General features: G+C 59.6%; 20 protein-coding genes and 1 pseudogene. 13 read left to right on the plus strand and 8 right to left on the minus strand.

The window, feature by feature from the left end:
- Window positions 1-63: 63 nt before the first annotated feature.
- From AC0L2D_RS20110 to AC0L2D_RS20120, 3 genes are all read right to left on the minus strand, one after another.
- Window positions 64-1671 (minus strand): ABC transporter substrate-binding protein, encoded by a 1608-nt coding sequence (locus AC0L2D_RS20110; RefSeq protein ID WP_127371739.1) that lies wholly within the window; start codon window positions 1669-1671, stop codon window positions 64-66.
- A gap of 120 nt (window positions 1672-1791) precedes the next feature.
- On the minus strand, window positions 1792-2145 hold the full coding sequence (locus AC0L2D_RS20115; RefSeq protein ID WP_023809364.1) for a Rieske (2Fe-2S) protein: 354 nt from the start codon (window positions 2143-2145) through the stop codon (window positions 1792-1794).
- Window positions 2146-2156: 11 nt separating this feature from the next.
- Window positions 2157-3239: an amidohydrolase family protein gene (locus AC0L2D_RS20120; protein WP_473542086.1), complete on the minus strand. Its 1083-nt coding sequence runs from the start codon at window positions 3237-3239 to the stop codon at window positions 2157-2159.
- Between the two features lie 134 nt (window positions 3240-3373).
- On the opposite strand from AC0L2D_RS20120, the gene AC0L2D_RS20125 reads away from it, so the two are divergent.
- The 3 genes and pseudogenes from AC0L2D_RS20125 to AC0L2D_RS20135 form a co-directional block, all read left to right on the plus strand.
- Window positions 3374-4231 carry a LysR family transcriptional regulator gene (locus AC0L2D_RS20125; RefSeq protein WP_473542088.1) on the plus strand — a complete coding sequence of 286 codons (858 nt, stop codon included), beginning with the start codon at window positions 3374-3376 and terminating at the stop codon, window positions 4229-4231.
- A 205-nt stretch (window positions 4232-4436) separates the two neighbouring features.
- Complete coding sequence (locus AC0L2D_RS20130; protein WP_158515817.1) at window positions 4437-5393, plus strand: FAD-binding oxidoreductase; 957 nt, start codon at window positions 4437-4439, stop codon at window positions 5391-5393.
- Between the two features lie 223 nt (window positions 5394-5616).
- Window positions 5617-5793: pseudogene (locus AC0L2D_RS20135) on the plus strand (Dyp-type peroxidase); the annotation flags it as partial.
- Window positions 5794-6047: 254 nt separating this feature from the next.
- On the opposite strand, the gene AC0L2D_RS20140 reads toward AC0L2D_RS20135, so the two are convergent.
- Complete coding sequence (locus AC0L2D_RS20140; RefSeq protein ID WP_127414885.1) at window positions 6048-7046, minus strand: LacI family DNA-binding transcriptional regulator; 999 nt, start codon at window positions 7044-7046, stop codon at window positions 6048-6050.
- Between the two features lie 194 nt (window positions 7047-7240).
- Here AC0L2D_RS20140 and AC0L2D_RS20145 point away from each other — a divergent pair, with 194 nt between their 5' ends.
- From AC0L2D_RS20145 to AC0L2D_RS20165, 5 genes are read left to right on the plus strand one after another with little or no spacing between them, the layout of a single operon-like run.
- Window positions 7241-8281 (plus strand): ABC transporter substrate-binding protein, encoded by a 1041-nt coding sequence (locus tag AC0L2D_RS20145; RefSeq protein WP_127414886.1) that lies wholly within the window; start codon window positions 7241-7243, stop codon window positions 8279-8281.
- 27 nt (window positions 8282-8308) lie between these two features.
- Window positions 8309-9346 (plus strand): ABC transporter ATP-binding protein, encoded by a 1038-nt coding sequence (locus tag AC0L2D_RS20150; protein ID WP_127414891.1) that lies wholly within the window; start codon window positions 8309-8311, stop codon window positions 9344-9346.
- Entirely contained in the window at window positions 9343-10230 is an 888-nt protein-coding gene (locus AC0L2D_RS20155; RefSeq protein ID WP_473542091.1) for an ABC transporter permease, read from the plus strand. Before AC0L2D_RS20150 ends, AC0L2D_RS20155 begins: the two co-directional genes overlap by 4 nt.
- Window positions 10223-11014, plus strand: coding sequence for an ABC transporter permease (locus AC0L2D_RS20160; protein ID WP_473542092.1), 792 nt, complete (start codon window positions 10223-10225; stop codon window positions 11012-11014). Before AC0L2D_RS20155 ends, AC0L2D_RS20160 begins: the two co-directional genes overlap by 8 nt.
- Before the next feature lie 14 nt (window positions 11015-11028).
- On the plus strand, window positions 11029-11949 hold the full coding sequence (locus AC0L2D_RS20165) for a phosphorylase family protein (RefSeq protein ID WP_127414889.1): 921 nt from the start codon (window positions 11029-11031) through the stop codon (window positions 11947-11949).
- 341 nt (window positions 11950-12290) lie between these two features.
- On the opposite strand, the gene AC0L2D_RS20170 is transcribed toward AC0L2D_RS20165, so the two are convergent.
- Window positions 12291-13748 carry a caspase family protein gene (locus tag AC0L2D_RS20170; RefSeq protein ID WP_473542094.1) on the minus strand — a complete coding sequence of 486 codons (1458 nt, stop codon included), beginning with the start codon at window positions 13746-13748 and terminating at the stop codon, window positions 12291-12293.
- A gap of 187 nt (window positions 13749-13935) precedes the next feature.
- Between AC0L2D_RS20170 and AC0L2D_RS20175 the strand changes: the two genes are divergently transcribed.
- From AC0L2D_RS20175 to AC0L2D_RS20190, 4 genes are all read left to right on the plus strand, one after another.
- Window positions 13936-14661, plus strand: coding sequence for a hypothetical protein (locus AC0L2D_RS20175; RefSeq protein ID WP_013525277.1), 726 nt, complete (start codon window positions 13936-13938; stop codon window positions 14659-14661).
- 239 nt (window positions 14662-14900) lie between these two features.
- Window positions 14901-18080, plus strand: coding sequence for an autotransporter (locus tag AC0L2D_RS20180; protein WP_473542096.1), 3180 nt, complete (start codon window positions 14901-14903; stop codon window positions 18078-18080).
- Between the two features lie 132 nt (window positions 18081-18212).
- On the plus strand, window positions 18213-19322 hold the full coding sequence (locus AC0L2D_RS20185) for an OmpA family protein (RefSeq protein ID WP_473542098.1): 1110 nt from the start codon (window positions 18213-18215) through the stop codon (window positions 19320-19322).
- A 20-nt stretch (window positions 19323-19342) separates the two neighbouring features.
- Window positions 19343-20584, plus strand: coding sequence for a caspase family protein (locus tag AC0L2D_RS20190; protein ID WP_224673649.1), 1242 nt, complete (start codon window positions 19343-19345; stop codon window positions 20582-20584).
- Window positions 20585-20629: 45 nt separating this feature from the next.
- On the opposite strand, the gene AC0L2D_RS20195 is transcribed toward AC0L2D_RS20190, so the two are convergent.
- Entirely contained in the window at window positions 20630-21241 is a 612-nt protein-coding gene (locus AC0L2D_RS20195) for a DUF6931 family protein (protein WP_473542100.1), read from the minus strand.
- Between the two features lie 148 nt (window positions 21242-21389).
- On the opposite strand from AC0L2D_RS20195, the gene AC0L2D_RS20200 reads away from it, so the two are divergent.
- Window positions 21390-21920 carry an OmpA family protein gene (locus AC0L2D_RS20200; RefSeq protein WP_275954861.1) on the plus strand — a complete coding sequence of 177 codons (531 nt, stop codon included), beginning with the start codon at window positions 21390-21392 and terminating at the stop codon, window positions 21918-21920.
- A gap of 101 nt (window positions 21921-22021) precedes the next feature.
- On the opposite strand, the gene AC0L2D_RS20205 is transcribed toward AC0L2D_RS20200, so the two are convergent.
- Both AC0L2D_RS20205 and AC0L2D_RS20210 read right to left on the minus strand, forming a co-directional pair.
- On the minus strand, window positions 22022-24352 hold the full coding sequence (locus tag AC0L2D_RS20205) for a M23 family metallopeptidase (RefSeq protein WP_473542102.1): 2331 nt from the start codon (window positions 24350-24352) through the stop codon (window positions 22022-22024).
- Window positions 24349-24759, minus strand: a complete 411-nt coding sequence (locus AC0L2D_RS20210; protein WP_024504491.1) for a DUF1036 domain-containing protein — start codon at window positions 24757-24759, stop codon at window positions 24349-24351. Before AC0L2D_RS20210 ends, AC0L2D_RS20205 begins: the two co-directional genes overlap by 4 nt.
- Window positions 24760-24789: the final 30 nt, after the last annotated feature.

The following is a 24789-nucleotide window of genomic DNA, read 5'->3' on the forward strand; positions in this document are numbered from 1 at the left end:
CAACCCTGCACTCGGAGCCAGCTGACCGGAGCCTCAAAACCATCGCGGCTCCGGCCCGCCATCTCATGCCGTGGCGATCCACCAGCGTTCGGCCATTTTCAGTCCATCGTTCTCCCAGTTGGGCGCCACATCACCGTGTGCGAGCTTTTTGGATTGGGCGCTGACGAAATTGTTGAAGACCAGCACGATGCTGCCGCCGTCATCGTGGGTTAGTTGCTGCATCTCGGCATACATCGCCGCTCGTTTGGCTTCGTCCGTCTCGGCGCGTGCCTGGACAAGCAATTCGTTGAAGTGGGGATTTTTCCAGAACGTTTCGTTCCAGCTGGAGTCCGCGGCAAAGGCTTGCGTGAACATCCAGTCGGCGGTTGCCCGACCGCTCCAATAGGAAGCGCACCAGGGTTTCTTCAGCCAGACATTGTCCCAATAAGCGTCCTCGGCCTCACGCACGACATTGACGTCGATGCCGCATTGGGCTGCCGTTTCGCGAATGAGCGAAGCCGCATCCACCGCCCCCGCAAAGGCGGCATCGGCCACCGAGAGGTCCACCTTCAGGTTCTCCATTCCGGCCTTTTTCAGGTAGTGCTTGGCTTTTTCCGGATCGAAGCTGTGTTGCGGTTGCGGATCCTTGGCGAATTTGATGGCCGGCGCGATCGGGTTGTCGTTGGCCACAGTGGCGTGGCCAAGAAAGATCTTGTCGACGATTTCTTGGCGATTGATCGCCCATTTCAATGCCATTCGCACGTCCGGATTATCAAACGGCGCCATCGTGACATTCATCGGCAAGGTATAGTGCCCGTAGCCAGTGACCTCGACGATTTCCACCTTGGGATTGCGTTTCAACATGCCGAGGGTCTTGAGGTCGGCGCGGCCGATATAGTCCACCTCCCCCGTGGATAGCGCCGCCATGCGAGCGGCGAGATCTGTGATCGCGATGAACTCCACCTCGTCGAGATAGGGCTTGCCATTCTTGAAGTAGTTTGGATTGCGCTTGAGCTTGGCCGAAACGCCGGGCTGGAAATTCTCGAGGACGAAAGCACCGGTGCGAACGCCTGAAGCCCAATCCGCCTTGCCGTCCTTGGCCGGCATGATGACCAGATGGTAGTCACTCATGATGTAAGGGAAATCGGCGTTGCCGCTCTTGAGCGTGAAGACCACCGTTTCCGGGCCGTCCGACTTGACATCGGCGACGGAGTCCAACAGCGACTTCGCCGCCGATTTGGTGTCCTTGCCCATGTGATATTGCAAGGAGGTCACGACGTCATCCGCCGTCACGGTCTTGCCGTTGTGAAAGGTTGCGCCTTTGCGCAGCTTGAAAGCCCAGGTTTTGGCTCCATCCGAAGTTTCAAAGCTCTCGGCGAGGTCCGGTTGGACATTGCCTTTGGCGTCGACCTCAGTGAGGCTGTTGGACAGCGAGCCCGAAAATGCGGTTTGTGTGAACGTGTCGGGGTAGCCGGCCGGATCGATCGAATCCGTCGTCGCGCCATGAGCCATGCCGAGCTTGGCGAAGCCGCCCTGCATCGGTTCGGCCCGCGCCGTGCTCACGAACAGCCGGTCGGCGGCGGCAACGGTCAGGCCCGCGGCCAGCCCAAGATGAATGAAGTCGCGGCGGGAAACCTTGCCGCCTCCGACCAGGCTTTGCGCGATACCAAGCTTGTATTCAGATTCTGACATTTGACTCTCCCATTGCGGAGTTCCCCGCGTTATTTCTCGTCAAGCACCGGCGAACAAATCTGCTTATTGGCTCCGCCACCTTTCCTTCGAATTTTTCCAATCCCAATCGGCTTGCGCCAATCAGGCCGTCACGTAGATGCCGCCGGCTTCGACGGTGACTGGAAATGTGCGCGCGCGAACGGAGGGATCGACCAAGGCCGCGCCTGACTTGATGTCGAACTCCCACCCGTGCCAGGCGCATCGAACGATCTCGTTTTCGCGATGATAGATGAATTGCGCCTGTTCAACGGGCGCGGTTGTGCCGCATTGCGGCCCCTCGCAAAGCGGAGCGCCGCGGTGCGGACAGACATTCAGCAGCGCGTGGAATGAATCTCCGATGCGGAAAATCCCGACCGAAAGGCTGCGGATCTTGGCGATGAACGGAGACCCTGTTTCGATCTCGTCGACGCGGCAGATATATGTCTTCTCGGGCATCGTATGCTTCCTCAGGCGGCATTCGCGGCTTGCGCGCGGGGGATGCGTTTGTAGACTTCCAGCGCGTTCAGTCCCATGATCTTGCTCTTCCATGCAGGAGGGATTTGCAGCGTGTTGGCATCGTCGTAATCCCAGTGCGGATAGTCTGATGCAAACATCAGCGTGTTTTCGCCGTCCATCGCTTCGAGCGTGGACCAGAGATGTTGGATGTTTGCAGGCTGCTCCAGCGGCTGCGTGGAAAAGCGGATGTTGCGCCGGCAATATTCAGACGGCAGCATCTTCAGCCATGGCGTCTCCTTGCGCAGCGCTTTGTAGTCGGCGTCCAGGCGCCAAAGGACCGACGGAACCCAGGCGACGCCGCACTCGATGATCACGAAGTAGAGGTCCGGCCATTTCTCGAAGACGCCATGGGCGATCATGCTTGCCACGTGCGACATCGCCGACATGTGCAGAATGGCATGCGTTTCCCAGAAGAATGTCGTCGGAGCAGGAGCAATGGCAGTTGAATTCACGCCGCCATGCCCGCCCAGATGAATGGCGAATGGCAACCCCACTTCCGCGCAGGCTTCGTAGATCGGATGGTAAAACGGGTCGCCATACGGCTTGACGGACCCCTGGGAGGCGAGAACCTGGACCATGCGCGGATGGCTGCCAAGACGGCGTATCTCGGCGGCAGCGAGCTTCGGATCCTGTGGCGCGATGATGATCGAGCCCATGAACCGATCGTCTTTCGGCAACCACTGATCGATCTGATAATCGTTGTAAGCGCTGACCAGAGCGCTGGCATAGTAAGGGTTAGCCAGGGTCGACGCCTCGATAGGCTCATCGCCGGTCAGGATCGCCACGTCGACTTTGTATTTGTCGAGGTGCTTCTCTTTCATGATGAAATAGTTGTCGGCTTCCGTTTTCGGACGGATGTCCTTGCGGGAAAAGTCCTGCGGGTGGAACCAGGGCCGATGACCATGCGGAAAGGCCCCAACGGGCCCTGTTTTCTCGCCCTCGATGAACATGTCTTTCCACAAGCCGGAGAGATAGGGCTCCAACACAGTAGCGCTTGACCAGTAATTATGACAGTCGCAGTCGACTATGAACACTTCTTCCGCTCCGTATCCGTATCTCGTCCCGGCGGCGCTGCCGGCCGCTGATGTGCTACAGCTTCCGCCTTGAGTATTGTTTGATCAAGCTTATGATACGTGGAATATGATCGAGTTTTTCGATTGGAGATTTCATGCAACTTGATCACATCGAGACCTTTCTGGACATCATCGAATCGAGAAACTTCAATCGCACCGCGGATCGGCTAGGATTGACCCAGTCGACGATCAGCACCCGCATCAAGAACCTCGAGAGCGCAATCGGGTCCGAACTGTTCCAGCGCGGACGCGCTGGGGCGGAACCGACCGCCGCAGGACGCCGGTTCGAAGCTTACGCAAGATCCCTGCTGTCCACATGGTCGCAGGCTCGCCACGATGTCCGGGCGTTCAATCGTTTCGAAGGCACCTTGCGCGTCGCCGCGCAGGTCGGGATGACCCGCTCGGTTTTGCCGGGTTGGGTGGAGACGCTGTGTCAGGCTCTTCCCAAATCGTCGATCCATGTCGAGTCGGATTATTCGAACCAGATGGTCAGCGACCTGAGCATGGGAAATCTCGACATCGCTGTGCTTTACGCCCCACGATACCTACCCGAAATCTCCTATGAACATTTGATGGTTGAGGAATATGTGATGGTTTCCACGGTAGCCAGAACCCTCTCCGAGGTCGATCCTGAAACCTATATTCGTCCTGGCTATACGGTCCTGCTGGAGAAGGCCCATGCCGAATTGCTTGGCGCGTTGGCGATCTGTCGCCTTTCCATGGGATCAGAAACCTTGGCGGAGATGATGCTACGGCGCGCGGGCGGGACCTGCTATATGCGAAGTGACGATGCGCGCAGGTTTGCCCTCGAACGCCCATCGTTCATCGTCGAAGGTGCTCCGACCCTGCATCAGCCGGTACACACGGCCATCCTGGCGCGCCGCAAGCACGAACCGATCATCCGCAAGGGAATCCGCGCCCTTCACGTTGCCGTGATGTCATTGGATATGTAATCGAAATAATCGATCATAACGCGGGAGGGAGGCTCCTGTTATGGCGGGCCTGGAAATGGCATCGTGGCTCTACTTTAAACCGAGATGAATGATGAACGCACACGTTGGGACCCCCGGCCTCCTCCCGATGATGCGTCATCGGCAATGGGCACAAACCACATCGCAGCTCGTACTCTGCCGTCGTGTAATCGAGGAGACGCCCGATGTGAAAACTTTCGTTTTCACATCCCCGACGGATCGGATGTTCTGCTTCAGCGCGGGCCAGTATGTGCTCGTGCACCTCAAGATCGAGGGTGCCGCGGTGACGCGCTCCTACTCTGTTTCCTCACCACCGACGCGACCGCTCGACCTGCAGATCACGGTGAAGCGAACACCGGGCGGCCTGGTTTCGAATTGGCTCCACGACAATTTGGGGGCGGGCGACGAGGTCGAAATCGAAGGGCCGCTCGGCTCATTCAATCTCGATGACCTGCCATATGAAACGCCGCTCTTCCTTTCGGGCGGCAGCGGGATAACGCCCGTGATGTCGATGTTGCGTGCGCTTACCGACCGCGCAACCGACCAGGATATCTCCTTCATTCATAGTGCCAGAACGCCAGGTGATATAATCTTTCGACGGGAATTGGACGCACTTGCCTCTCGCTTCCCCAACGTGCGGGTAACGTGCGTTTGCAGCCAGGAAGATCGCACCTGGAGGGGGCCAACTGGCCGAATAGACAGTCAGATGCTGCTGACCCTCGTTCCCAATCTCCACAGGCGCACCGTTTTTGCCTGTGGACCCGAAGGGTACATGAAGACGGCACGGGCCTGCCTTCACGCAATAGGCTTCCCGCCGGCGCAGTATCACGAGGAGAGTTTCGGAGGCAGCAATGGTTCGCGGTCGGAATTGGCTTCAGCGATTTCGTCTTCGGTCCGTTTCGCCCGCTCGGGCGTGGAGCATCACTGCGCGCCCGGAGAGACCCTGCTTGAAGCGGCACGGAACTGTGGCATCTACATCCCAACCGCCTGCCAGCAGGGCGTTTGCGGAACGTGCCGAATAGCCAAACTATCCGGCGAAGTTGCCATGGACGATCTAGGCGGGCTGAATGCTGAAGATAAATCGGCCGGCTATGTCCTGGCATGTTGCAGCCGCCCGCAAGGAACGGTTTTGCTCGACGTTTAACTCGGCGTTGTTGACCTTTGAAAAGGCCGCCTTGCGCGCGCTTGGCCTCGAGGGTCTGGTCTCAAAATGTTGCCGCCGCCGTCAAAATGGGAGCAGAGCCGCCCCCCTTCCTCCTGGTTTTCGGGTTTACCACCCGCGCACCCGTGGCACCGTTCGACTTATTCCAACCCTTACTGAGCTACAGACGCGAATGTCAGCTTTAGGGCTCGAAACGTGGCAGCGCATTGGCCGGCCGCCAGGCAACTACGATCGGTTGCTGGACTTCAGCCGCGCGGTCACCGGCACATTGTTCTTCGTGCCGGCGACGACATTTCTGGAGAACGTTGCGACCCGGGAAGCAGTCACCTCGACCGCTGGTCCGGCCCTGTCGGACGGATCTATTCGGAGTCATCGTAAGTAGGTCCGCCAGACCATACAGTACGAGGAAACGGCTTGGCGACCCGTACAGAGAACGCTGACCCTCAGCGACTAGCACATCTTATCTGTCAACCGGTTACGAGGCGGTTCGCCCAAATTCAAGAAGCTAGGCCAGCCATTCGCTGACCGCATTTATCTTACACCCATTGGCAGCTTTGCGCCTCATCTAGGACATAGCGGTGAACCTAGGTGCTCCTCGAAAGCGGACATCGCGGTCACCGACTACTTCCGGTCCGACTATTCGCCAAGGTCGAACTCACCTTTGAATAAGACTGTCGCGACCGGTCCAAGCGGATTGGCAATTCGGCTCTCCAGGACTTCGACGAGTTTGCGTCCGACACCCGCTATGTCCACGAAATGAACACCGATCTTCGCAGGCAGGAAACGTGACAGCCGCGTGCTGTCCCGAGTGACAATGTGGATGTCGCTCCCTGGCGCGAGACCTCTTCTGCCAAGAGCGTGTAGTGCCCCCAGAAGGCCCAGTTCGTTGGCGCATGCAAAGCCCGTCGGCGGATCTGGCCAGTCCAGCATGCGATTGAACCAAGCTGCGCTCGATTCCATGGTGAACATGCCGTGACCGATCAGCGACTGGTCGATCGGAATGCCAGCCTCGGCCATTGCGCGTGCGTACCCAGAAAGACGCATGGCGCTGGCCTGGTCCCCCGGAACGAGAAGTTGCAGCGCAATGCGTCGGCAGCCCTTGTCCATGAGCCATCGGGTCGCCTCGTAGGCAATCTGTTCATTGTCGATGTCGACATAAGGATACGCTGTATCCAAGTCAGTTCTTCCAAACGCGACGAATGGCATGCGTCGGTCCAGCAATAGCTTGACGCGCGGATCACCCGAGACCATGCGCGTGATAATCAGTCCGTCTGTGCTGCCCGCCCGAAGCTGTCGCTCCACACTCTCGATGGGATCATCATCCGGCGTGGTGGAATAGATGGACAGACTATAACCTGCTTGCCGCGCCGCCAGCGTCATGCCTTCGATTAACGGAAGCTTCAACAGATCGGACAGATGATCTTGTGTTTCCATCGGGTATATTGCTGTCATCGTAAGCGTGCGGCCAGTTTTGAGCGCGAAGCCATGATGATTTGGCACATAGCCCACCCGCGTCGCCACTTCCTTGACGCGAGCGATGGTGGCGGGATGAACCTCCGGCCCATCCTTCAGCGCGCGGGATACCGTGGTCACCGATAAGGAAAGTTCCGCCGCGATCTGTTTCAGGTTGGTCATGTCGCCCGACCTCATTTGCGAAAGCGCCGGCTGATTTGCTGACCTCCACTACGTGACCGAATTCCACCTCACCGTCAATCCAAGCTCTCGCCAAAGCAGCTTGACTCTCCCGCACTTGGATGCAATCGTAACGTTACGATTACCGGGAAAAGGCCATTTCGAGCGCATCTCAACAAATTCTAGGGAGGAAACCTATGTCCTTGCTACGCATTTCCTTGACGGCATTCGCATTCTCGGCGGCCGTGCCGGTCTATGCCCAATCAGTCACCATCACGACCGCGGGCGGCGATTATGGCAACGCCATGAAGGAAGCCATGTGGGCCCCCGCTGCAAAAGAGCTTGGCTATGATGTCCGCGAGGAGACGCTAAGCGACGGCTTGGCCGCCCTGAAGATGCAGGTCACCTCGGGCGCGGTCACAACCGACGTCATTCACCTGGGCTCACCGGAGGGCGCGCAGGCCGCCGCACAGTCGCTGCTGGAGCCGCTCGACTACAAGATCATCGACCCAAAGGCCGTGCCGGATGGCGCAAAGTCCGACTACTGCTATCCGTTCGACTCCTATGGCACCGTCATGTCCTGGAACACCAAGACCTATGGCGAGAACCCGCCAAAGACATGGGCGGAGTTCTGGGATGTTGCCAAATTTCCGGGCCGTCGTGCTCTCCGCGCCAATGCACAGGACTCGATCGAGATCGCGCTGCTCTCGGACGGCGTAGCACCGGCCGACGTCTATTCCGTGCTCAGCACGCCGGAAGGTCTGGATCGCGCGATCAAGCGGCTTGAAGCGATCAAACCAAATGTCGCGGTGTGGTGGACGTCGGGAGCTCAGTCCGCGCAGTTGCTGAAAGATGGCGAGGCGGATCTGGTCGTTACCTGGAACGGGCGGGCCCAAACCGTGAAGGCGGATGGCGGCGCGGTCGATTACACGTTCAAGGGTTCCGTCATCGGCACGGATTGCCTCGGGGTACCGAAGGGAGCGCCGAACAAGGAAGCGGCCATGAAACTCATCGCGGCGATGACACAGCCCGCGCGCGTCGCGAAGCTGACCGATTTCATCGCTTATGGCCCGGTCAATCCTGCTGGCTACGAGGGTGGCCTTATTCCCGAGGACCGTCTGAAGACCCTTGCGACCGCGCCTGAAAATGCCGGCACTTCGGTGTTTTCGAATGCGGACTGGTGGGTCAAGAATGGCGAGGCTGCCCAAAAAGCCTTCGACGAGATGATGGCCCGCTGAGTCTCAGCTTTAAGGCTGAAGCACATGATGAAGTCGCTCCCGATCACCATCGACAGCGTGCGCAAGACCTACGGATCTTACGTCGCGCTGGACGATGTCTCGCTCGACATTCAGGCTGGCGAATTCCTCACGCTGCTGGGGCCATCCGGGTCGGGCAAGACCACGCTGCTCATGGCTCTGGCCGGTTTTGTCCGGCCCGATCGCGGTAAACTCTTGTTGGGGGATCGCGACATCACTCGCCTGGCCCCCAACAAGCGGGACATCGGCATAGTCTTTCAGAACTATGCCCTATTTCCACACATGAATGTCCTTGCGAACGTCGAGTATCCGTTGGCACTGCGCAAGACACCGAAAGCGGAGGCGCGTCGGCGGGCGCTTGACGCCTTGGCCCGCGTAAAGCTGGACGGTCTGGAGGAGCGCGACATTGCCGCATTGTCCGGCGGACAGCGCCAGCGGGTAGCGTTAGCGCGGGCGATCGTCTTCGAACCACGCGTGATGCTGATGGACGAGCCGCTGTCGGCGCTCGACAAGAACCTGCGCGAAACCATGCAGTACGAGATCCGGCGTCTGCACGATGATCTGGGGATCACCACGATCTATGTGACGCATGACCAGCGCGAAGCACTGATCATGTCAGATCGTATCGCGGTGATGAATTCCGGCCGCATCCAGCAGATCGATACGCCACAGCGGATCTATGATCGTCCATCGACCCGCTTCGTCGCGGAGTTCATGGGCGAGGCCAACATTGTGGCCCCGGGCTCGGTGCGCAGAATAGACGGCGCCAATGCGTCAGGCGAAGCTCTGATGATCCGCGCGGAAAGCTTCCATCTTGATGCGAAGCTCGTCGGGCGAGACGGGATGGCGCTTGAGGGAACGCTGCGCGCCAAGGCGTTTCGCGGCGAGAACTGGCTTTTGAGGCTGGCGCTTGACGGCGGGCAAGAGATTCTTGTCTGCATTCCGGCGGCGCTGGCCAGCGGCTGCGCCGAACTTGCCGCCGGTCAGCGGGTGACGGCCTATGCACCAGCAGCGAAAGTTCACGCAATACCGGGAGCAGTAGCGTGACCGTGCTTGCCGATCCTACACTCGCGGCAGACGCGCGACGCGAGCGGCGGTTCTTCCTCTCGCTTTCACTGCCTGCGCTTTTCATCGTGGGGCTGGCGGCGATACTGCCTATCCTATGGATCATCCGGCAATCTTTCCTGACCACGGGGGGCGAGTACACCGCCGGCAACTACGAGAAGGTGCTTTCGAGCGGGCTGACATGGTCGGCACTGGTCACAACCCTTGAACTGTCCCTGGGCACGCTGGCGATCTGCATTCTTCTCGGTACCCCCCTGGCGCTCGCCCTGGCCAGCGCCAGACCAAGGATGGCCAATTTGCTGATGGCCTTCGTCATGCTGCCGTTGTGGACCTCCATACTGGTGCGCACCTATGGCTGGCTCGTGCTGTTGCGGCGCGATGGCCTGATCAACGCGGCTTTGACCGGCTCAGGCCTGACAGCCGAGCCATTGCCGCTGGTCTACAACTTCACCGGAACGCTCATCGGCATGGTTCACTACATGCTGCCGCTCTTTCTGCTGCCCGTTTATGCGGCGATGCGCGATATCGATGCAAACCTCGTCCGCGCGTCGGCGAGCATGGGCGCCACTCTCGGGCAAACGATCCGCACGGTCATTCTGCCGCTTTCGACCGGCGGCATCTTCTCGGGTTCGATCATTGTCTTCATTTACACCATAGGGTTCTTCATCACGCCGGCGGTGCTTGGCGGCGGCAAGGTAAATCCGCTTTCCACCCGGATCGAGCGCACGCTATCGACCTTCCAGGATTGGGGCTCGGCGAGCGTTCTGGGCATTCTGCTCCTCGTTCTTATGGCGTTGGTGGGGGCGATGTTTCTGGCCGCGCGGCGGCTGATTGACGGACGCAGCATCGGCACAGCCCATGCTTGAAGCCTATCCAGATAGCAGGCTGGCCCGCATCGTCCTGTGGAGCTTTTGCGCGCTCGTTATGGCGTTCCTGATGCTGCCCACGCTGGTTGTCGTGCCGCTCTCTTTTTCGGCGTCCAATCTTCTCGAGTTCCCGCCTCGCATATACTCGTTGCGCTGGTACGAGGCTTTCTTCGGTTCGGCGACATGGATGGCCGCACTCCGGACGAGCCTGATCCTCGGCACATTGACAGCGCTTATCGCAGTCCCCCTGGGGCTGCTGGCCTGCATCTCGATAAATCGGCTCGGCGGAAAGACCGCCGTAATCATTCAGGGCGTTCTGCTCACCCCGTCCATTGTGCCGGGCATCCTGCTTGCGATCGGTCTCTTCTTTGTGCTGGCGGCGCAACGTCTGGTCGGAACGCTGTTCGGTGTCCTGGTCGGACATGTGGTGCTGGCCATTCCCGTCGCCTGCATTGTGTTGTTGCCCGCCCTGGCCCGCTTTGACTGGAACCAGGTTCAGGCGGCGCGCAGCCTTGGCGCAAACTGGGCGAGAGCCATTGGCGGAATAATTGTCCCGCAACTCCAGATCAGTCTGTTGTCAGCCACGCTGATGGCCTTCCTCACTTCACTCGACGAATCCGTCATTTCTATCTTCGTCGCCAGCGGTCAAAACAGCACGCTGCCGAAGCTTATGTTCCTGTCGCTGCGCGATCAGATCGACCCGACCATTGCGGCGATTTCGACCTTGTGGACCGTCATCGTCGTGGTCGTTGTCCTGGTCGTGACCCTTCGCCAAAAATCCTGAGCGAGACTGAAAACATGCCTAACAATCATCATGCAGCCAACGATCTGGCCGACCAATCAACGGACATACCCCAGGTGGGGTTGGCGATTATCACCGGATCGGCGAATTGGGGTCTCGCCTTTCCGGAAGATGTCGAAGTCGATGGCGTCCGCACTTTGCGGCGAGACATGAGTTTTGAAACGCCTTTCGGTCCCAGTGACAATTGGAAGCTTCTCGAATTCGATGCGTCCATTACCGTCGAGGGCAAAACGAAACGTGCCCTGTGCATGTATTCGCACGGCAACCCCCGAGACCATATCGACCATTCCTGTCATCGCCGCGCGTTCTGGGTCTTGATGAAAGCGGGTGTAAGGCAAGTGCTGGCCTGTTCGACCGTTGGCGCCGTCAACAAGGCGATCCAGCCCGGTGACATGGTCATAAACGCCGATATCATCGAACTGTCGCAGACCCCGTTCTCACTGCTGCCCGGCCGCCAGAGCTTCGACTGCTCGGGCAAGCAGATCGTATGTCCAAGATCTGCGGCATTTTTGGCCGAGACCGCCCGCCGCCATTGGCCAGCCGAATGCCGCGTCCATGGCATCGAACAGCAGTTGGTCGCTGCCCACTGCTACGGGCCGCGACTGACGACTCCCGCCGAAGCTTTGGCGTACCGAAGCATGGGAGCGGACGTGCTCAACCACTCGATCGCCCCTGAGGCCACCTTGTCGCGCGAGATCGGCGCGTGTTTCGTGCCCCTGGCGTTCGTCACGGCCGGTTTCAACGACTATATGGACCGCGATCGCCAGAAATTGCTGCAGGAGGACGTGTTGCCGAGCCTCTCTATGACGGCCTCGCGGGTTGCTCTGGAGACCGCGGCACGTCTTCCGGCTAATCCTGCATGCTCTTGCCAGGGGTTGAAGTCGCGCCAACCGGCAGAACGTTCTATCCGGTTCTGAAAAGCAGCGACAGAGTCTGCATCGTTCACGCGCGAGATGCTCGCGCCGTTGAGTGTCCGCTTTTGAAGGTCCCATGCCCGAAACGTCCGGCCGCCGCTTGCGGCCCCAATCGAGACGCTCCTTGCTCGTACCGCGACTTTCCAATGAGGGACCGAAACTCCGTCACGATCCTTCTTCGCGAGGTAGGGCGAGCGAGTCGTTCATCGGGCGAAATTCAGCGTTGTAGATGGGACAAGAACATCGAAAAACATTGGAGCAGACTTGAATGCTTTGCTGTTCCACTAGTTCCTAACTGCTTGATGTAGCTACATTGCCAAACATCCGCCTGACCGCCCACGGTCCTAAAACACACCACCGATGCCTATCCCCCCACTAATGTCCGGTGGGGGGGCTATGGGGCGTTGCGGGACGGCCTGCGCGCGTTTCGCCGCCTTGCGGCTGGGACCGGTTTGCGAAGGGCCGTTGTCCGACGCGACTTTAGCCGGCTTGGCCTTGACGATGACCGGCTGCTTGCAGATTCTGCCGGAACGCAAAAAGAGATCGCCGAGCAATCCGACGGTCGGCTCGGTCGTGGGTGCGATCTGTTTGGTATTTTTGTAGTAGTCGGTGAGGGCACGGATGGAGCCTGTGCCCCAATCGCCATCAACTTGCATCCGGTAGCACCCCAGGCGACGAAGTTCGGTCTGAATGCTGCGCGCAAGATCGCCTGCCTTGTCCTTTTCCGCTTCGCCCGCCGAGGCGCCGACAATGAGAGTTTCGAGGCCGGAGACGACGCTCTGGCGAGCGACTGCAACGCTTTCGGTTGAAGACAGATTGGCGACCCGAGTGCCGACCGGCTCCGCTGAACCGCCTGACGGTGCCGGAATCTCGACGGACCGCAGCGTCTGTCCGACGATGAGCACGGCAGTCTGCAGGTCGTTGGAGGCGAGCTCTATCTGCAGCTTCTTCTTGGCGTCTGGATCGGACAGGATGCGCGACAGGCTCGCGCTCAACTGCGCCGGATCGAGCATCTGCTGTTCGGTGAAATAGAATTGTTCACGCAGGTTCGACTGATCCCACGGCACCTGGCGGCCGACGGTGAGCGCCTCGGTCTCATTGCGGACGCGGATCATCATGTCCGAAATGCTCAAGCCAGGAATTTCGACGTTTTTTAGAAGCGCAGTGGTGAACGGGCTGTTTTCGTCTGTCCCGTCGACGGTGACGTTGCCGGGCTGGGTGGCGAAGGCGACAAACGTGTTTTCGCCGACCTCGACCTGCGCCAGACCGTTGGAGATGTTGGCGCCGCTGCCCAGCGGATTGTTGCGGCAGGCATCAAGGAAGATGAAGGTCTGACGGCCGCGACTGGCGAATTTGGCGATCACATCATTCAGCTTGACGGCGTGCGCCGTCAGCTTGTCCAGGTTTTCCGGATCGGGCGTATCGATCGGTAGCAGGTAGTTTTCGCCCTGCACCTGCATGCCGTGGCCGGCGTAGAAGATCAGCACGGCGCTGCTTTCGGGCAGCTTCGCCTCGGCGCCATGGAAAAGCTTGACGAAGCCATCGGCGGTAAGATCGGTTCCAGTCAGAACCTCAAAGTTCAGCCGCTTCAGGCTGTCGGACAGTTTCGTCGCATCGTTGACCGCGTTGGCGAGGTGCTCGAGACGCTTGCTCTGGTAGTTCGTGTTGCCGATGACGATCGCCAGCCGGTTGCGCGGCTGTAATGAGGCGTTCTGTTCGACCGCGGCGCGAACGTCGATCGTGCTCAAAATCGCGAAAAGCATGAGCAGCGGGATGCGCAAGTATCCGTGGCGGTGGGTCATATCGGCATGCTCGTTCCAGCCTGCGTCAATCTTGATCCGGCGGCCTTCGAACGCACCAGACGCAAACGCAATCTGCCCGAGCGTTTGGACCCCGTGCCGCCAAAGGCCCGCAAATTTTTATACCAAGTATCCTGTCAAAGATAGGAAAAAGGGATTTGTATGCAGTCACTGGACCGTGGAGGGCTCGATGCCGACCAAGATCAACCTCGCGCTGCCGGTTTACGGAGCAGCCTACAAAAGCGTATTCGTTCGCAGCCTTTTTGCGGCCCTGACTCACGAAAGCCTTTCCAGCTACGCGTTCACGCTGTCGGAAATCGAGTACACGGATATACCGTTTTCCCGGAACTATCTGCTCACGAATTTCTACTACAAGAAGCTGGACTGCAGTCACATCCTGATGATCGACAGCGACATGGGCTTTTCGCCCGATCTCATTGCCGCGATGCTGGCGCTCGACAAGCCTGTAGTCGGCACTTTGTATCCGCGGCGTCTGGTCGACCTTCGCAAACTTCACTCGCTGTCGAAACTGCCGTTCGACAAGGCCTTTGCGCAAAGCCTGGAGTTCCTCGGAACCATCATCGAACCGCGGCAGGAGATGGGCGGCTTTGTGCGGGTATCGCTATGTGGCACGGGTATCTTCTTGGTTTCGCGCGACTGCGTCGCCAGGATAATTGAGAAACTGCCCGAAACGGTGAACCGGTCGCGCTACAGAAAAAACAAATACGCCGCACAGTTCGAGAGCTTTCTGACGCCATTTTCGAAGATCGTGACGCCGGACGTGGACTTGCCTACCGATTTTTCTTTTTGTCATCGCTGGGCCCAGCAGTGCGGCGGGGAAATATGGGCAAGTTACGACCGCAAGGTTGCCCACGCGGGAAGCCTGACCGTTTCGGCAGCCTATTCTGACCTCTAGATGTTCGCGTCCTTGTACCGCGTTGTACTGCATCTGAGCGGTTCAATCTGAGTTCGATAGTGACCTTGTCGCCACACATGACCTTATAGTGGCCTGAGAGCGAACGCCTAACCATTGCCGACGAGCAGCGCGCTGCGTACACTGCCTGTCAATCAAGTCAACGAGCCCCATTGAAGGGCCGGTGATTTATTGTAATTGCCTTAACTGTGACGGTATCGATTCTCGTAAGGTGGGATCGAATGAGAGTGCCGCGCGAGGCCTATCAATTGGCGGGTGTTTCGTTGCTTGCGTTAGCGGCGGCATCCACGTTGCAGATATCTGGCGCGGAAGCGTGCTCGGCTATCGCAAGCGGTGCTGGTACAACAGTCGGCTCAGGCATCTCGGCCGAAACGACGTTCGAAACGACATCGGTCACGGTCGAGTGCAGCACAACTGGAAACGTCCAGGATGTCGGCGGCGTATTCACGACGGGGTTCGCGGGATACAAGGGGCAAGCCAACGACTCGTCGACAGTCATCGTCAACGATTATGACGGAAACGGCGATGACATTGTTAGCATCTTTGGCGGTATCCTGGACAACAGCACGCCTACCCCCGTCATAAGTGGCCTGCCGCCGGTAACGTCATCGGCAACGACATCCTTGCAGTCGGCAGAGGGGACCCTCGAACTCTTTGGCGGCAACGACCGGTTCGAGATGTCCTATGGGGATTTGTCGGGCGATCCGTTCGCCCCAAATGTCGACGCCAATCTGGACGCCGGGGCGGGCGATGACACCGTTATCATCCAGGCCGGCAGCATCCACGACATCGATCTTGGAGATGGTGTCGACAGTGTCGTGATATCCGGCAGCGGCACACAGGTCGGCAATGTGACCGGTGGCATCGGTGACGACCTGATATCGGTCGGTATCCTCGAGGTCGAGGAAGGCGTTTTTTTCAGCGAGCCAATCGTCGGTATCATCTCTGGGGGTGAGGGCGGTGATACCATTACCATAGGGGGAGGCAACGTCGAGGCCGTGGATGCCGGGGCCGGCGACGACCAGGTCAGCATCGGCGGCAATACCGCAATCGAATTGGATATCGATGGAGAGGCCGGCAACGACACAATAACGGTCAGTGGCAACGCCACCATAGGCGGCAGCATTTTCGGCAACGAGGGCAACGACACCGTCAACATCGACGGTGGAACCGTCGGCACAACCATATCGCCGGGCATCGTTGATCTTGCGGGCGGCGCCGACATTTTCAACATGACCGCGGGCCATGTGACCGGCTCGGTGTTCGGCGAAGGCGGCGGCAACACCTATACCGTCAGCGGCGGCACGGTCGACGGCTCGATCTATGCCGGCAGCCAGGACGACAGCGTATCGATCTCGGGCAACGCCAGTGTCGGCATCGACCCAGGTGAGGGTGGGGAGGGCACGGATTCTGTCGGGCTGGAGGATGGTGACGACACCTTCGACATGACCGGCGGCACTCTTGCGGGTGCGGTAAGCGGTGGTGCCGGCAATGATGTTATTACGCTGCGCGGCGGCACCATAAACAGTTTTCTGGAAGGCAACGACGGCAACGATCAGATATTGGTCTCCGGCGGCGTGCTTGCGGGAGAGGTCACCGGCGATGTCGGTGACGATCTGATTGTCATCAGCGGCGGCGCCATCGGATCCAGCGTTTCCGGCGGCGCCGGCTTCGACAATGTCTCGGTCACCGGCGGCACCATCACGGGCGGCATAGACGCCGAGCATGTCCATCTGTCGGGCGGCACGATCGGCGGTAACATTACCGGTCTTGGTCCCGACACGCTCGTGATCGACGGCATCGGTGCGGTTGACCCACTCAATTTGAGCGATGGCGTTCTGTTCAGCGGCACGGGCGCCAACGGCACCATCACCGGCACCGATCTCGCTGCCGGCGGCAAGAGCCAGAACTTTACCGGCTTCGACAATTTTTCCTCCGACAATTCCACGCTGCGCTTCAACGGCGGCATACAAGGCATCAACCACCTCAACCTGGGCAGTGGCTCGACGCTGTTCATCAACGGCAACGTCACCATGCCGGGTTCGATCATCGCGACGAATTCGCTGATCGACATGACGAACGGTGTCGCTGGCGATGTGTTGACGCTAGGCGGCCTCACCCTCAACGGTGCCAGCATCGGCCTCGACATCAACCAGCAGACATCTCAGTCGGATCAGCTCATTGCCGATGCGTTTTCGGCAACCGGCGCCAATACCATCATCGTCAACCTACTCGGCACGCCGCAATTTGCCGAGCCGACCGACATACCGCTCATTGTTTCGACCAACGGCCCGGTCACCGGGACGTTCAGCGTCGCAGGCGTGCCCGGCACACCGGGTTCGCTTTTCACCTATGCGATCGTCACAGGCCCGAATGGCAGCGTGTTCCTGCGTGCCACGCCAGTCAATTTTGGCATTGCGGCGGCGCCGACCAGTGCCACCAACGCCGGCGCGGTCGCGGTGGCAATCGAGGCTCTCTACGGCATAAACCGCGACGCGCTCGATGCTGACCTGCATCTCTCGCCCGCATCCGGTTCTGGAATGGTGCCGGTTTCGGAAAGTTTCGGGGTCTTTGCTTCAGGCCAGTTCGCCCATACCGAGCATGACGGCTACAACATCAGCGGCGGCGGCTTGAACGGCTCCGGCCCGAGCTTCGATGCCAATGATTTTTCGGCTGCCATCAGCCTGGATTTCAATGCCGCCAAACACTTCCAGTTCGACAATGAGTACGGCCTGAACATCGGCGTTTTCGCCGGCTACGCCTCGACCGACGTCAACCTCGGCGCGTTTCGGGGATTTGATGCCATCGGCGAAGGTACCAACAAGGCCGGCCTGTTCGGCGGCTACGCGCTGTTTCGCAAGGACTACAATTACGCGCTCGTCTCGGCCTCCGGCTTCATCGGTGGAAGCGACGTGACGAACGGCGTGCTCGGCACCACCGGCAGCTATGATACCAAGGGCTATGCAGTGACGGCATCGGTCGGCCATATCTTCAAGCTGGGCGAGCGCACCCGCTTCGATCTGCGTGGCGGCCTGCTTGGCGTTTCCTTCCGTGGCGATCCCTATAAAGACAGCGGCGGCAACGAGTTCGGCAAGAGCAAGCTTTCTTTTGGCGCGATCAAGCTCGAGCCCGGCATCTATGGCGACTACACGCTAAGCAACGGAATGGTGATCAGCCCCTATGCGCGAGGCGAATTGCAGCAGCGTTTCGGCTACAAGAACACCACCGAAATCGACACCAGGGAGATCGACTTCAACGATGCCGATTTTTCCGCCGCGCTGTCGACCGGCTTCAACCTGAAGATGTCGGCCGCGACCACCGTCAACGGCGAAGTTCGCGGCAAGGTGTCATCGGACAGTTCCACCATCGGCGCCAAGCTCGGACTGAAGATCGCCTTCTAACCAAGACGATGAACCCGAGATTTGCATCGCTCGGGAGTGGTGCACCGCACCACGCGAGATGCTCGCCAAGCGACAGCAAGTGTTCTATGCTCCTCGCTGAGAAATCGTGAACTGCTCTAGGCAGGGGGTTCCATGTTCGAAGTCGTGGGAGTCTGGTGGAAAACACGGGCAAGAGGCTGGCTCGTTATAAACGCGCTTGGCTTGGTCGTTGCGTTGTTGGTGTTGATTTGGCCCGGACTGGGAACTGCGAAGGCAGAGACGAACTGGACGCTGGACTCGACCGCTTCGGTCCTGACCTACCAATCGGTCAAGAAGAACACGATCGTCGAAACCAACAAGATCAGGAATATTTCCGGTAGCCTCACCTCGGCGGGTGATGCGAAAGTCACCTTCGACCTCAATTCGGTCGATACAGGGGTTGACCTTCGCAACGTCCGCATGCGGTTCCTTTTCTTCGAGACATTCAAGTTTCCCTCCGCCGAACTGACCGCGAAGGTAGATCCCGCCGCATTTGCCGACCTGGCGACCAAGCGACGTGTGAAGGCGGTTCTTCCGTTCCGTCTCAGCCTGCACGGGGTCGACAAGGATCTTCAAGCCAACATCGTGGTCACCATGATCAGCGACACCATGGTGTCGGTCGCTTCGGAGGCTCCTGTCGCCGTGCATGTGGAAGACTTCGGATTGCTGCCGAACGTGGATAAACTCCAGCAGGCGGCCAACGTGACCAATATTGTTCCCACGGCATCGGTTTCATTCGATTTCGTTTTCGTCGCTGACGGCAGCAAGCCGGCTGTTGTCCAACCGGTTGCGGCGAGCACTGCCGATGTCGGGCCTGTCACCACCGATGCGGCGAAGACCAGCTTCAGCGACGAGGAGTGCCTCAACAGGTTCGCGGTGCTGTCGCGCACCGGAGCCATCTACTTTAGAACGGCGAGCGCGCGGCTCGATCGCCAAAGCCGGCCGCTGCTTGCTGAGGTCGTCGGCGTCGTGGGCAAGTGCCCGGGCCTGAAGGTCGAGGTTTCTGGACACACCGATTCCGACGGGTCGCCCATCGAGAACAAGCGCCTGTCGGAGCGAAGGGCCCAGGCGGTTGCCGACGCCATAGTTGCCGCTGGCATTCCGCGCACCCAGATCGCGGCGACTGGCTATGGCGAGGAGCGCCCGGTTGCCGACAACGACACGCCGAAGAACAAGGCGCTCAATCGGCGGATCGAGTTTTCCGCCACTAAGCTCGTCAACTGAGGGACGCCCTGTTGTCCCGGGTGGGTTTTGATCGTATCGGCCATTGCGGTGGACTTGTGGGCGCCATTGCGCTTGTAGCGCTGGCACTGCTTTTGACTTTGTCGGCCGCCAGTGCTGAACGCCGTGTTGCGTTGGTCCTTGGCAACTCCCAATATGAGCATGCGCCGGCGCTGACCAATCCGGTACGCGACGCCCACGCCATGGCCGAACGCCTCGAGAATCTGGACTTTGAAGTCGTTTCCGGCTTCGATCTGACCAAATTGCAGACCCAGACGACGATTGCGCAATTCGCAAAGCAGGTGCGCGGCGCCGATATCGCCCTTTTTTTCTACGCCGGCCACGGGTTGCAGGTTTCAGGCAGCAACTACCTTCTTCCGGTCGACGCAGCACTCGAGGACGAGACTTCGCTCGATTTCGAGGCGGTGCCCGTGGACTTCGTCCTGCGGCAAATGTCGCGCGAGACCAGCATAAGGCTGATTTTTCTCGACGCTTGCCGTGACAATCCGCTTGCCGAAGTGCTGGCAAAGACCGCCGGCGTGAAGGGAGCAAGAAGCGGCCTTGCCGAAATTCCCATCGAGAATGGTGGCGCCGGCACGCTTGTCGCGTTCGCCACCAGTCCCAATCAGGTCGCCTTTGACGGGTCGGGCCAACATTCGCCGTTCGCTTCGGCGCTGCTGGCGCATATGGGCGAAACAAACGTTTCCATCACCGAAGCCATGAACCGCGTTACCGCCGATGTCTTCAAGGTAACCGCCGGCAAACAGCGCCCCTGGAGCAATGTCTCGCTGACCACTGAGGTCGTCCTGCACAAGATCGACCTCAACGCACCGCTGATCGTCGGCGAGGCGACCACTCAGAAATCGGAAGCCGGTTCGGATGGGCGAAACGTTGCGGCAAACCCGTCGGGCGCCGACGACGCCCAACTTTCGCTCGATATGCTTCGTCAGAAAATCCCAAGGCTTGCCTCCGACGAGCCTATCTTTTTTGACCATCCTGTCGATTTCGGCGATCCGGAAATCGACGGCAAGAGCATTGCGGAGCTGATCAAGGGCAAGCCACGCTTCAGTCCTGTGGAGGGGCTCGACAAGTCGGTATGGGAAGGAAAGCACTGCGACGGTTGCCATGAATGGAACGAGGCCCGGCTGTGTGAACAGTCGAAAAATTTCGCCGCCAACGACGTGTCTGTCTTACGGCTTCAACATCCGCTTGGAACGCGCTTCAAGGTGGCGCTCGCAAAATGGGCGCAAGGTGGCTGTAAGTAAGCCAGGATGATGACGGCATCCATCGGTTTCTGCCGGGCGAATGCTCTAATCCGCATCCGCTGCTTGGCTCAGGGCCTCGATCTCAGCCATCTGGATGCCCATTTCGACAAATGCCGAAAGAACGGTGAACCGGTCAGCCAGTGCGACACGCGCCAGTCCGGCCAGAATCCCGGCATTGATTGCGTGGGCGGCTGGAAACGGCAGCAACGCCGGTGCCATCGTCGCGGCCCTGGCCGAACCATTGTCACGCCATCCCGCGGCCAGAGCAATCCAGCCGACCGGCGTTGTTGGCGGCGTCGCGCCGGCTGTGCTGAGCGCCGCCTGGTGGCGGAGACTGTCCGGTTCGCCCACCCAGTTGTGGACCAGCGGGAGCAACTGATGATCGGTCTCATCCAACAGGTCGGCCAGGTGGCTCAGGCATTCATGGGCCCACCAGACCGCGGCTCGCTCGGGAAGCAGGTAGGCACAAAATGTAACCGCTTCCTCGGGAACGCGCCCTGCGAGAAGGTCGCGGCAAAACTCGATCGAGCGCTGGTCGGTTGGAAGGCTCCTCATGTCCCGCGCAATAGCAGGACACGCCGCGAAAAGATCCCTTGCCGTTTTGAACCGGAGCCCATTGGCCATGATCGCCACGCTTTCATCGAGAAGCTTGGCCACTCAAGCCTTAGGCGCGGCGCGGGTCAAGTCTCAACCGGTGACGCGGCAACAACTGTCACGCCCCCGGCGATTGCAGACAGACAATTGCCTGCGAATTTGCTATGATCCCAACATCGAAAATCGGAATACTCAACCAGGAGGAGCCGCTATGCAGTGGAGCAGTTCAGCTTTTGTGTTGGCGGTCGTGCTTTTCTCGACCCACGCTTCCGCCGACCCCGTTCAGAAATCGGAAGACATCGTGAAGTTTTTTGCTGGTGCGGCCGATCTCGGCAAGTCCCGCGGGATTTGTGTTGGCTCCGCGGAGGAGTGCAAAAGCAAGTCCAATGACGCGTCGGCAGTGAAAACCGGCCTCGACATGCTGATCAATTTCGGCTTGGATTCGGCCGAACTTGACGCCACCGCGCGCGCTGAACTCGACGAGTTCGCCAAAGCCCTGAAGGACAACCGGCTGAGCACGTTCAGCTTCGTCGTCGAAGGCTATACCGATGCCACCGGCACGGTGCACCACAACGAAGGCCTGTCGCAACGACGAGCGAAATCGGTAGCCGCCTTCCTCACGGCCAGCGGCATCGAGGCTGATCGCATCAACGCGGTCGGCATGGGTGAAAAGAACCCGCGCAGTTCCAACCCATACGATCCGCTCAATCGCCGCGTGGAAATGCGGATAAAGACACAATAGCCACGCAAAGCTGCGCCGCAGCCTGGGGATGGGGCGAAGATTGTTCTACCCGATGGAATTTGGACAGGGGTGAGCATCTGATAGAGCAGCGCGAGCGTGGTTCAAAGCGTATTCTGAATTGAGCTTATGACGGCGGTGACGGCCTGCTTGTATTTTTCAAACTCCGGTGACGACTGGCGGACCTCCGTGGTCGTTGTCTGCTGGGCGGCGCCAGTGGCCATGCGGCCCAGCTTCTGGCCCATTTTCCTTTCGGCCCAGTCCACGACGTAGCTGGCGGTCTTGCCGGTGAGAAACGGGTTGGCCTGGATGACGGCCGACCCCAGCACGGCGCTCAGTTGCGCCGAACCTGTGGCCGACAGCACCTGGTGCGCGCCTTCCATTCCCAGGAAATGACAGAGATAGAGTCTGCCCGCCGTAATCTGGTGACCACGCTCCCGAAGATAGGCCTCGCCTTCGCGAGCCAGGTTCCGAACCATCTCACGCGAGATCGTGGCGTCGTAGCGCAGTGCGAGCAGGTCGGCTGTCGACAGCGTGCGCGCAAGTTCCGGGCGGTAGGTGTTCATCATCCTGATCCAGGTCTTGCTTATGAATTGCCCTGCACCGGTTGCTGAGGAATTTGGGTTCTTGGCGCGAGCGCTGCCGCCGCTTTCGACATGAACGATACGGTCGGTGAGCGTCTCGACCGCGGAATCGTCGGAAGCGACCGCGGTGACCGTGCCGAGTGGGTCGATCGCTGCGCCATTCTGGTAGAGTTCGAAATGCAGGTGGGGCCCGGTCGAAAGGCCGGTGGTGCCGATATAGCCGATCACATCGCCGGCTTTCACCCTGGTTCCGACACCGGTCCCGATTGCAAATTTCAGCATATGCGCATAGCGCGTCTCGCGCCCGTTTGGGTGCGAGATCTTCACCAGATTGCCATAGCTGCCGCCATCGCCCTGGAAGGTGATCTCACCATCGAAGGCGGCTGCGATCGGCGTGCCAACGGGAGCCGCCCAGTCGACGCCCTTGTGGATGCGAACGGTGCCGAGAATTGGATGCTTGCGTGGCCCGAAGGTGGATGTCATCACCCCGTTGACGGGCGTGACCATGCCGTTGGTGACCGTCAGCGAGCGGACCTGATCGTCACCGGTAACGCACGCAAACTGGCCCTCGCTCAGCTGGAAGACGAAACAGTCGAGGCTCTTTTCGGTGCCCTGCACGCCGACATACAGCACACGCCCGTCAGTCTCGCCCTTGCCGCGCGGCGTTTGCGAGTAGATCAGCACAAGGCGCTGGTCCTCGCTGGCGAAGGCGTCCAGATCCTGCCCTCGCGATAGGTACATGATCGCTTCGCCGATCACGCCGGTTGGAACACTGTTGCGAGCCGCCGTCGAGTAGATCGCGTCGAGCAGGCGATACTGCCGCTTGTGCGTGCCTTCCCCCTGTGCGCCCGAATAGTTGAACAGATCTTCACGGACCCAGGGATCGACACCCGATACGAATGCGCCCGCCGCATTGCGTGTCAGCGTGCCGACAAAGACGTTCTTGGCGTAGATGGACACCTGCATCAGCGACATGGTCGTCGTCTCGCGCCTCGGCCTGAAACCACGCATGGCGATGACATAGCCCGGTTCCAGGCCGTCGCGGTTGAAAAGCGCCTTCAGCGCTTGCCCTGCCAGCTTGGCGTCCTCTGCGGAGAAATGCGCATCGAGCGCGACGCTGTCCAAAGAGCGGTCGTTGAGGATTTTCACGAACGTGTCTTCGGTCGCCTCGAACCGCTGATACTCATTCGAGACGGTTGCGACACTCGTGTTGTTTTCGATCTGCGTCTTCTGGAATGCGGGAAGGGCTGCATCGCCCGCATCGATGGTCTCGCCCCAGCCGGCTTCGGGATCATCGGCGTCCGCCCTTTGGTCGGGCGCTGCGGCTGGTTCCCCCTCTATCGGCGATGGCTCAAGATCATTCTGCAGATCACCGGATGGGGGGGCAGCAGTCTTTCGTTGCGCCTGGAAGAATGCAAAATCCTCTTGCGTCGACGGTATCGTTGTCATGAATTTTTCGCTCGCGCTAAGCATGACGTCAGACAGGATTTCGATCTGTGGAGAAACGCCGGCCTGGTTGAGTTCCGCCGGGCGCGGCATTGTCCGGCCTTTGGTTGCGGCGCTGGCATCGGGCGCCAGCGTGATCCACATCGGGTCCCCCGCCAGATCGATAATGGCTGGCACATACACGGATGCATCCGCCGGCATATCGTCCGCCCCTTCGACGGCATGCAACTCCTCGTCTTCGTCTCCGAACGACCAATACTCGGCGGTGAGGTAGAAACCGGCGGCGATAGAGAGCAGCACAGCCACCGCGAGACCGGCAACAAGCCTGCGCCGAAGCGTGCGCCTGCGAAGGGCCGCGCGCGCCTGCTTTTTCTGCCTGAAGCTCGTGTCGATACCGTGCGTCACGGATTGCTTCCCGTAAGGAAGAAAGTCCACCGCGCCTGTTCGAGGGTATCGACTTCAAGAAATTGTGCCGCGATATGGCCGCGCTGCCAGCACTCGTCGATGCCGCGTATCGAAAAACGTCGCCGCTCAATGCACATTTCGGTCGATCCTGTGAGGATCGCATGACCAAACACGTCCGTTGCGTAGATGTAGATGTAGCGGTTCGTCAGTTCCTCACGAATGACGTTTACGCATTGATTGGCGCCGATGGTCCACCAGCCATCGGTCTGGTCCGCATTGTCGACCTTCTGGCCGACGGCGAGATTGACGACATCCAGAGTCTGATTGCAGACCGTGAACTCGGCGCGCGCTTCGCTGGATGACAACACGGCCAACAGGGCCGCCCCCCCCATGACCGCAAGCCTCATGCTGCCACGCAGGGCAGGGGCCCGAACCGG

Source organism: Mesorhizobium sp. WSM4833 (assembly GCF_055811095.1).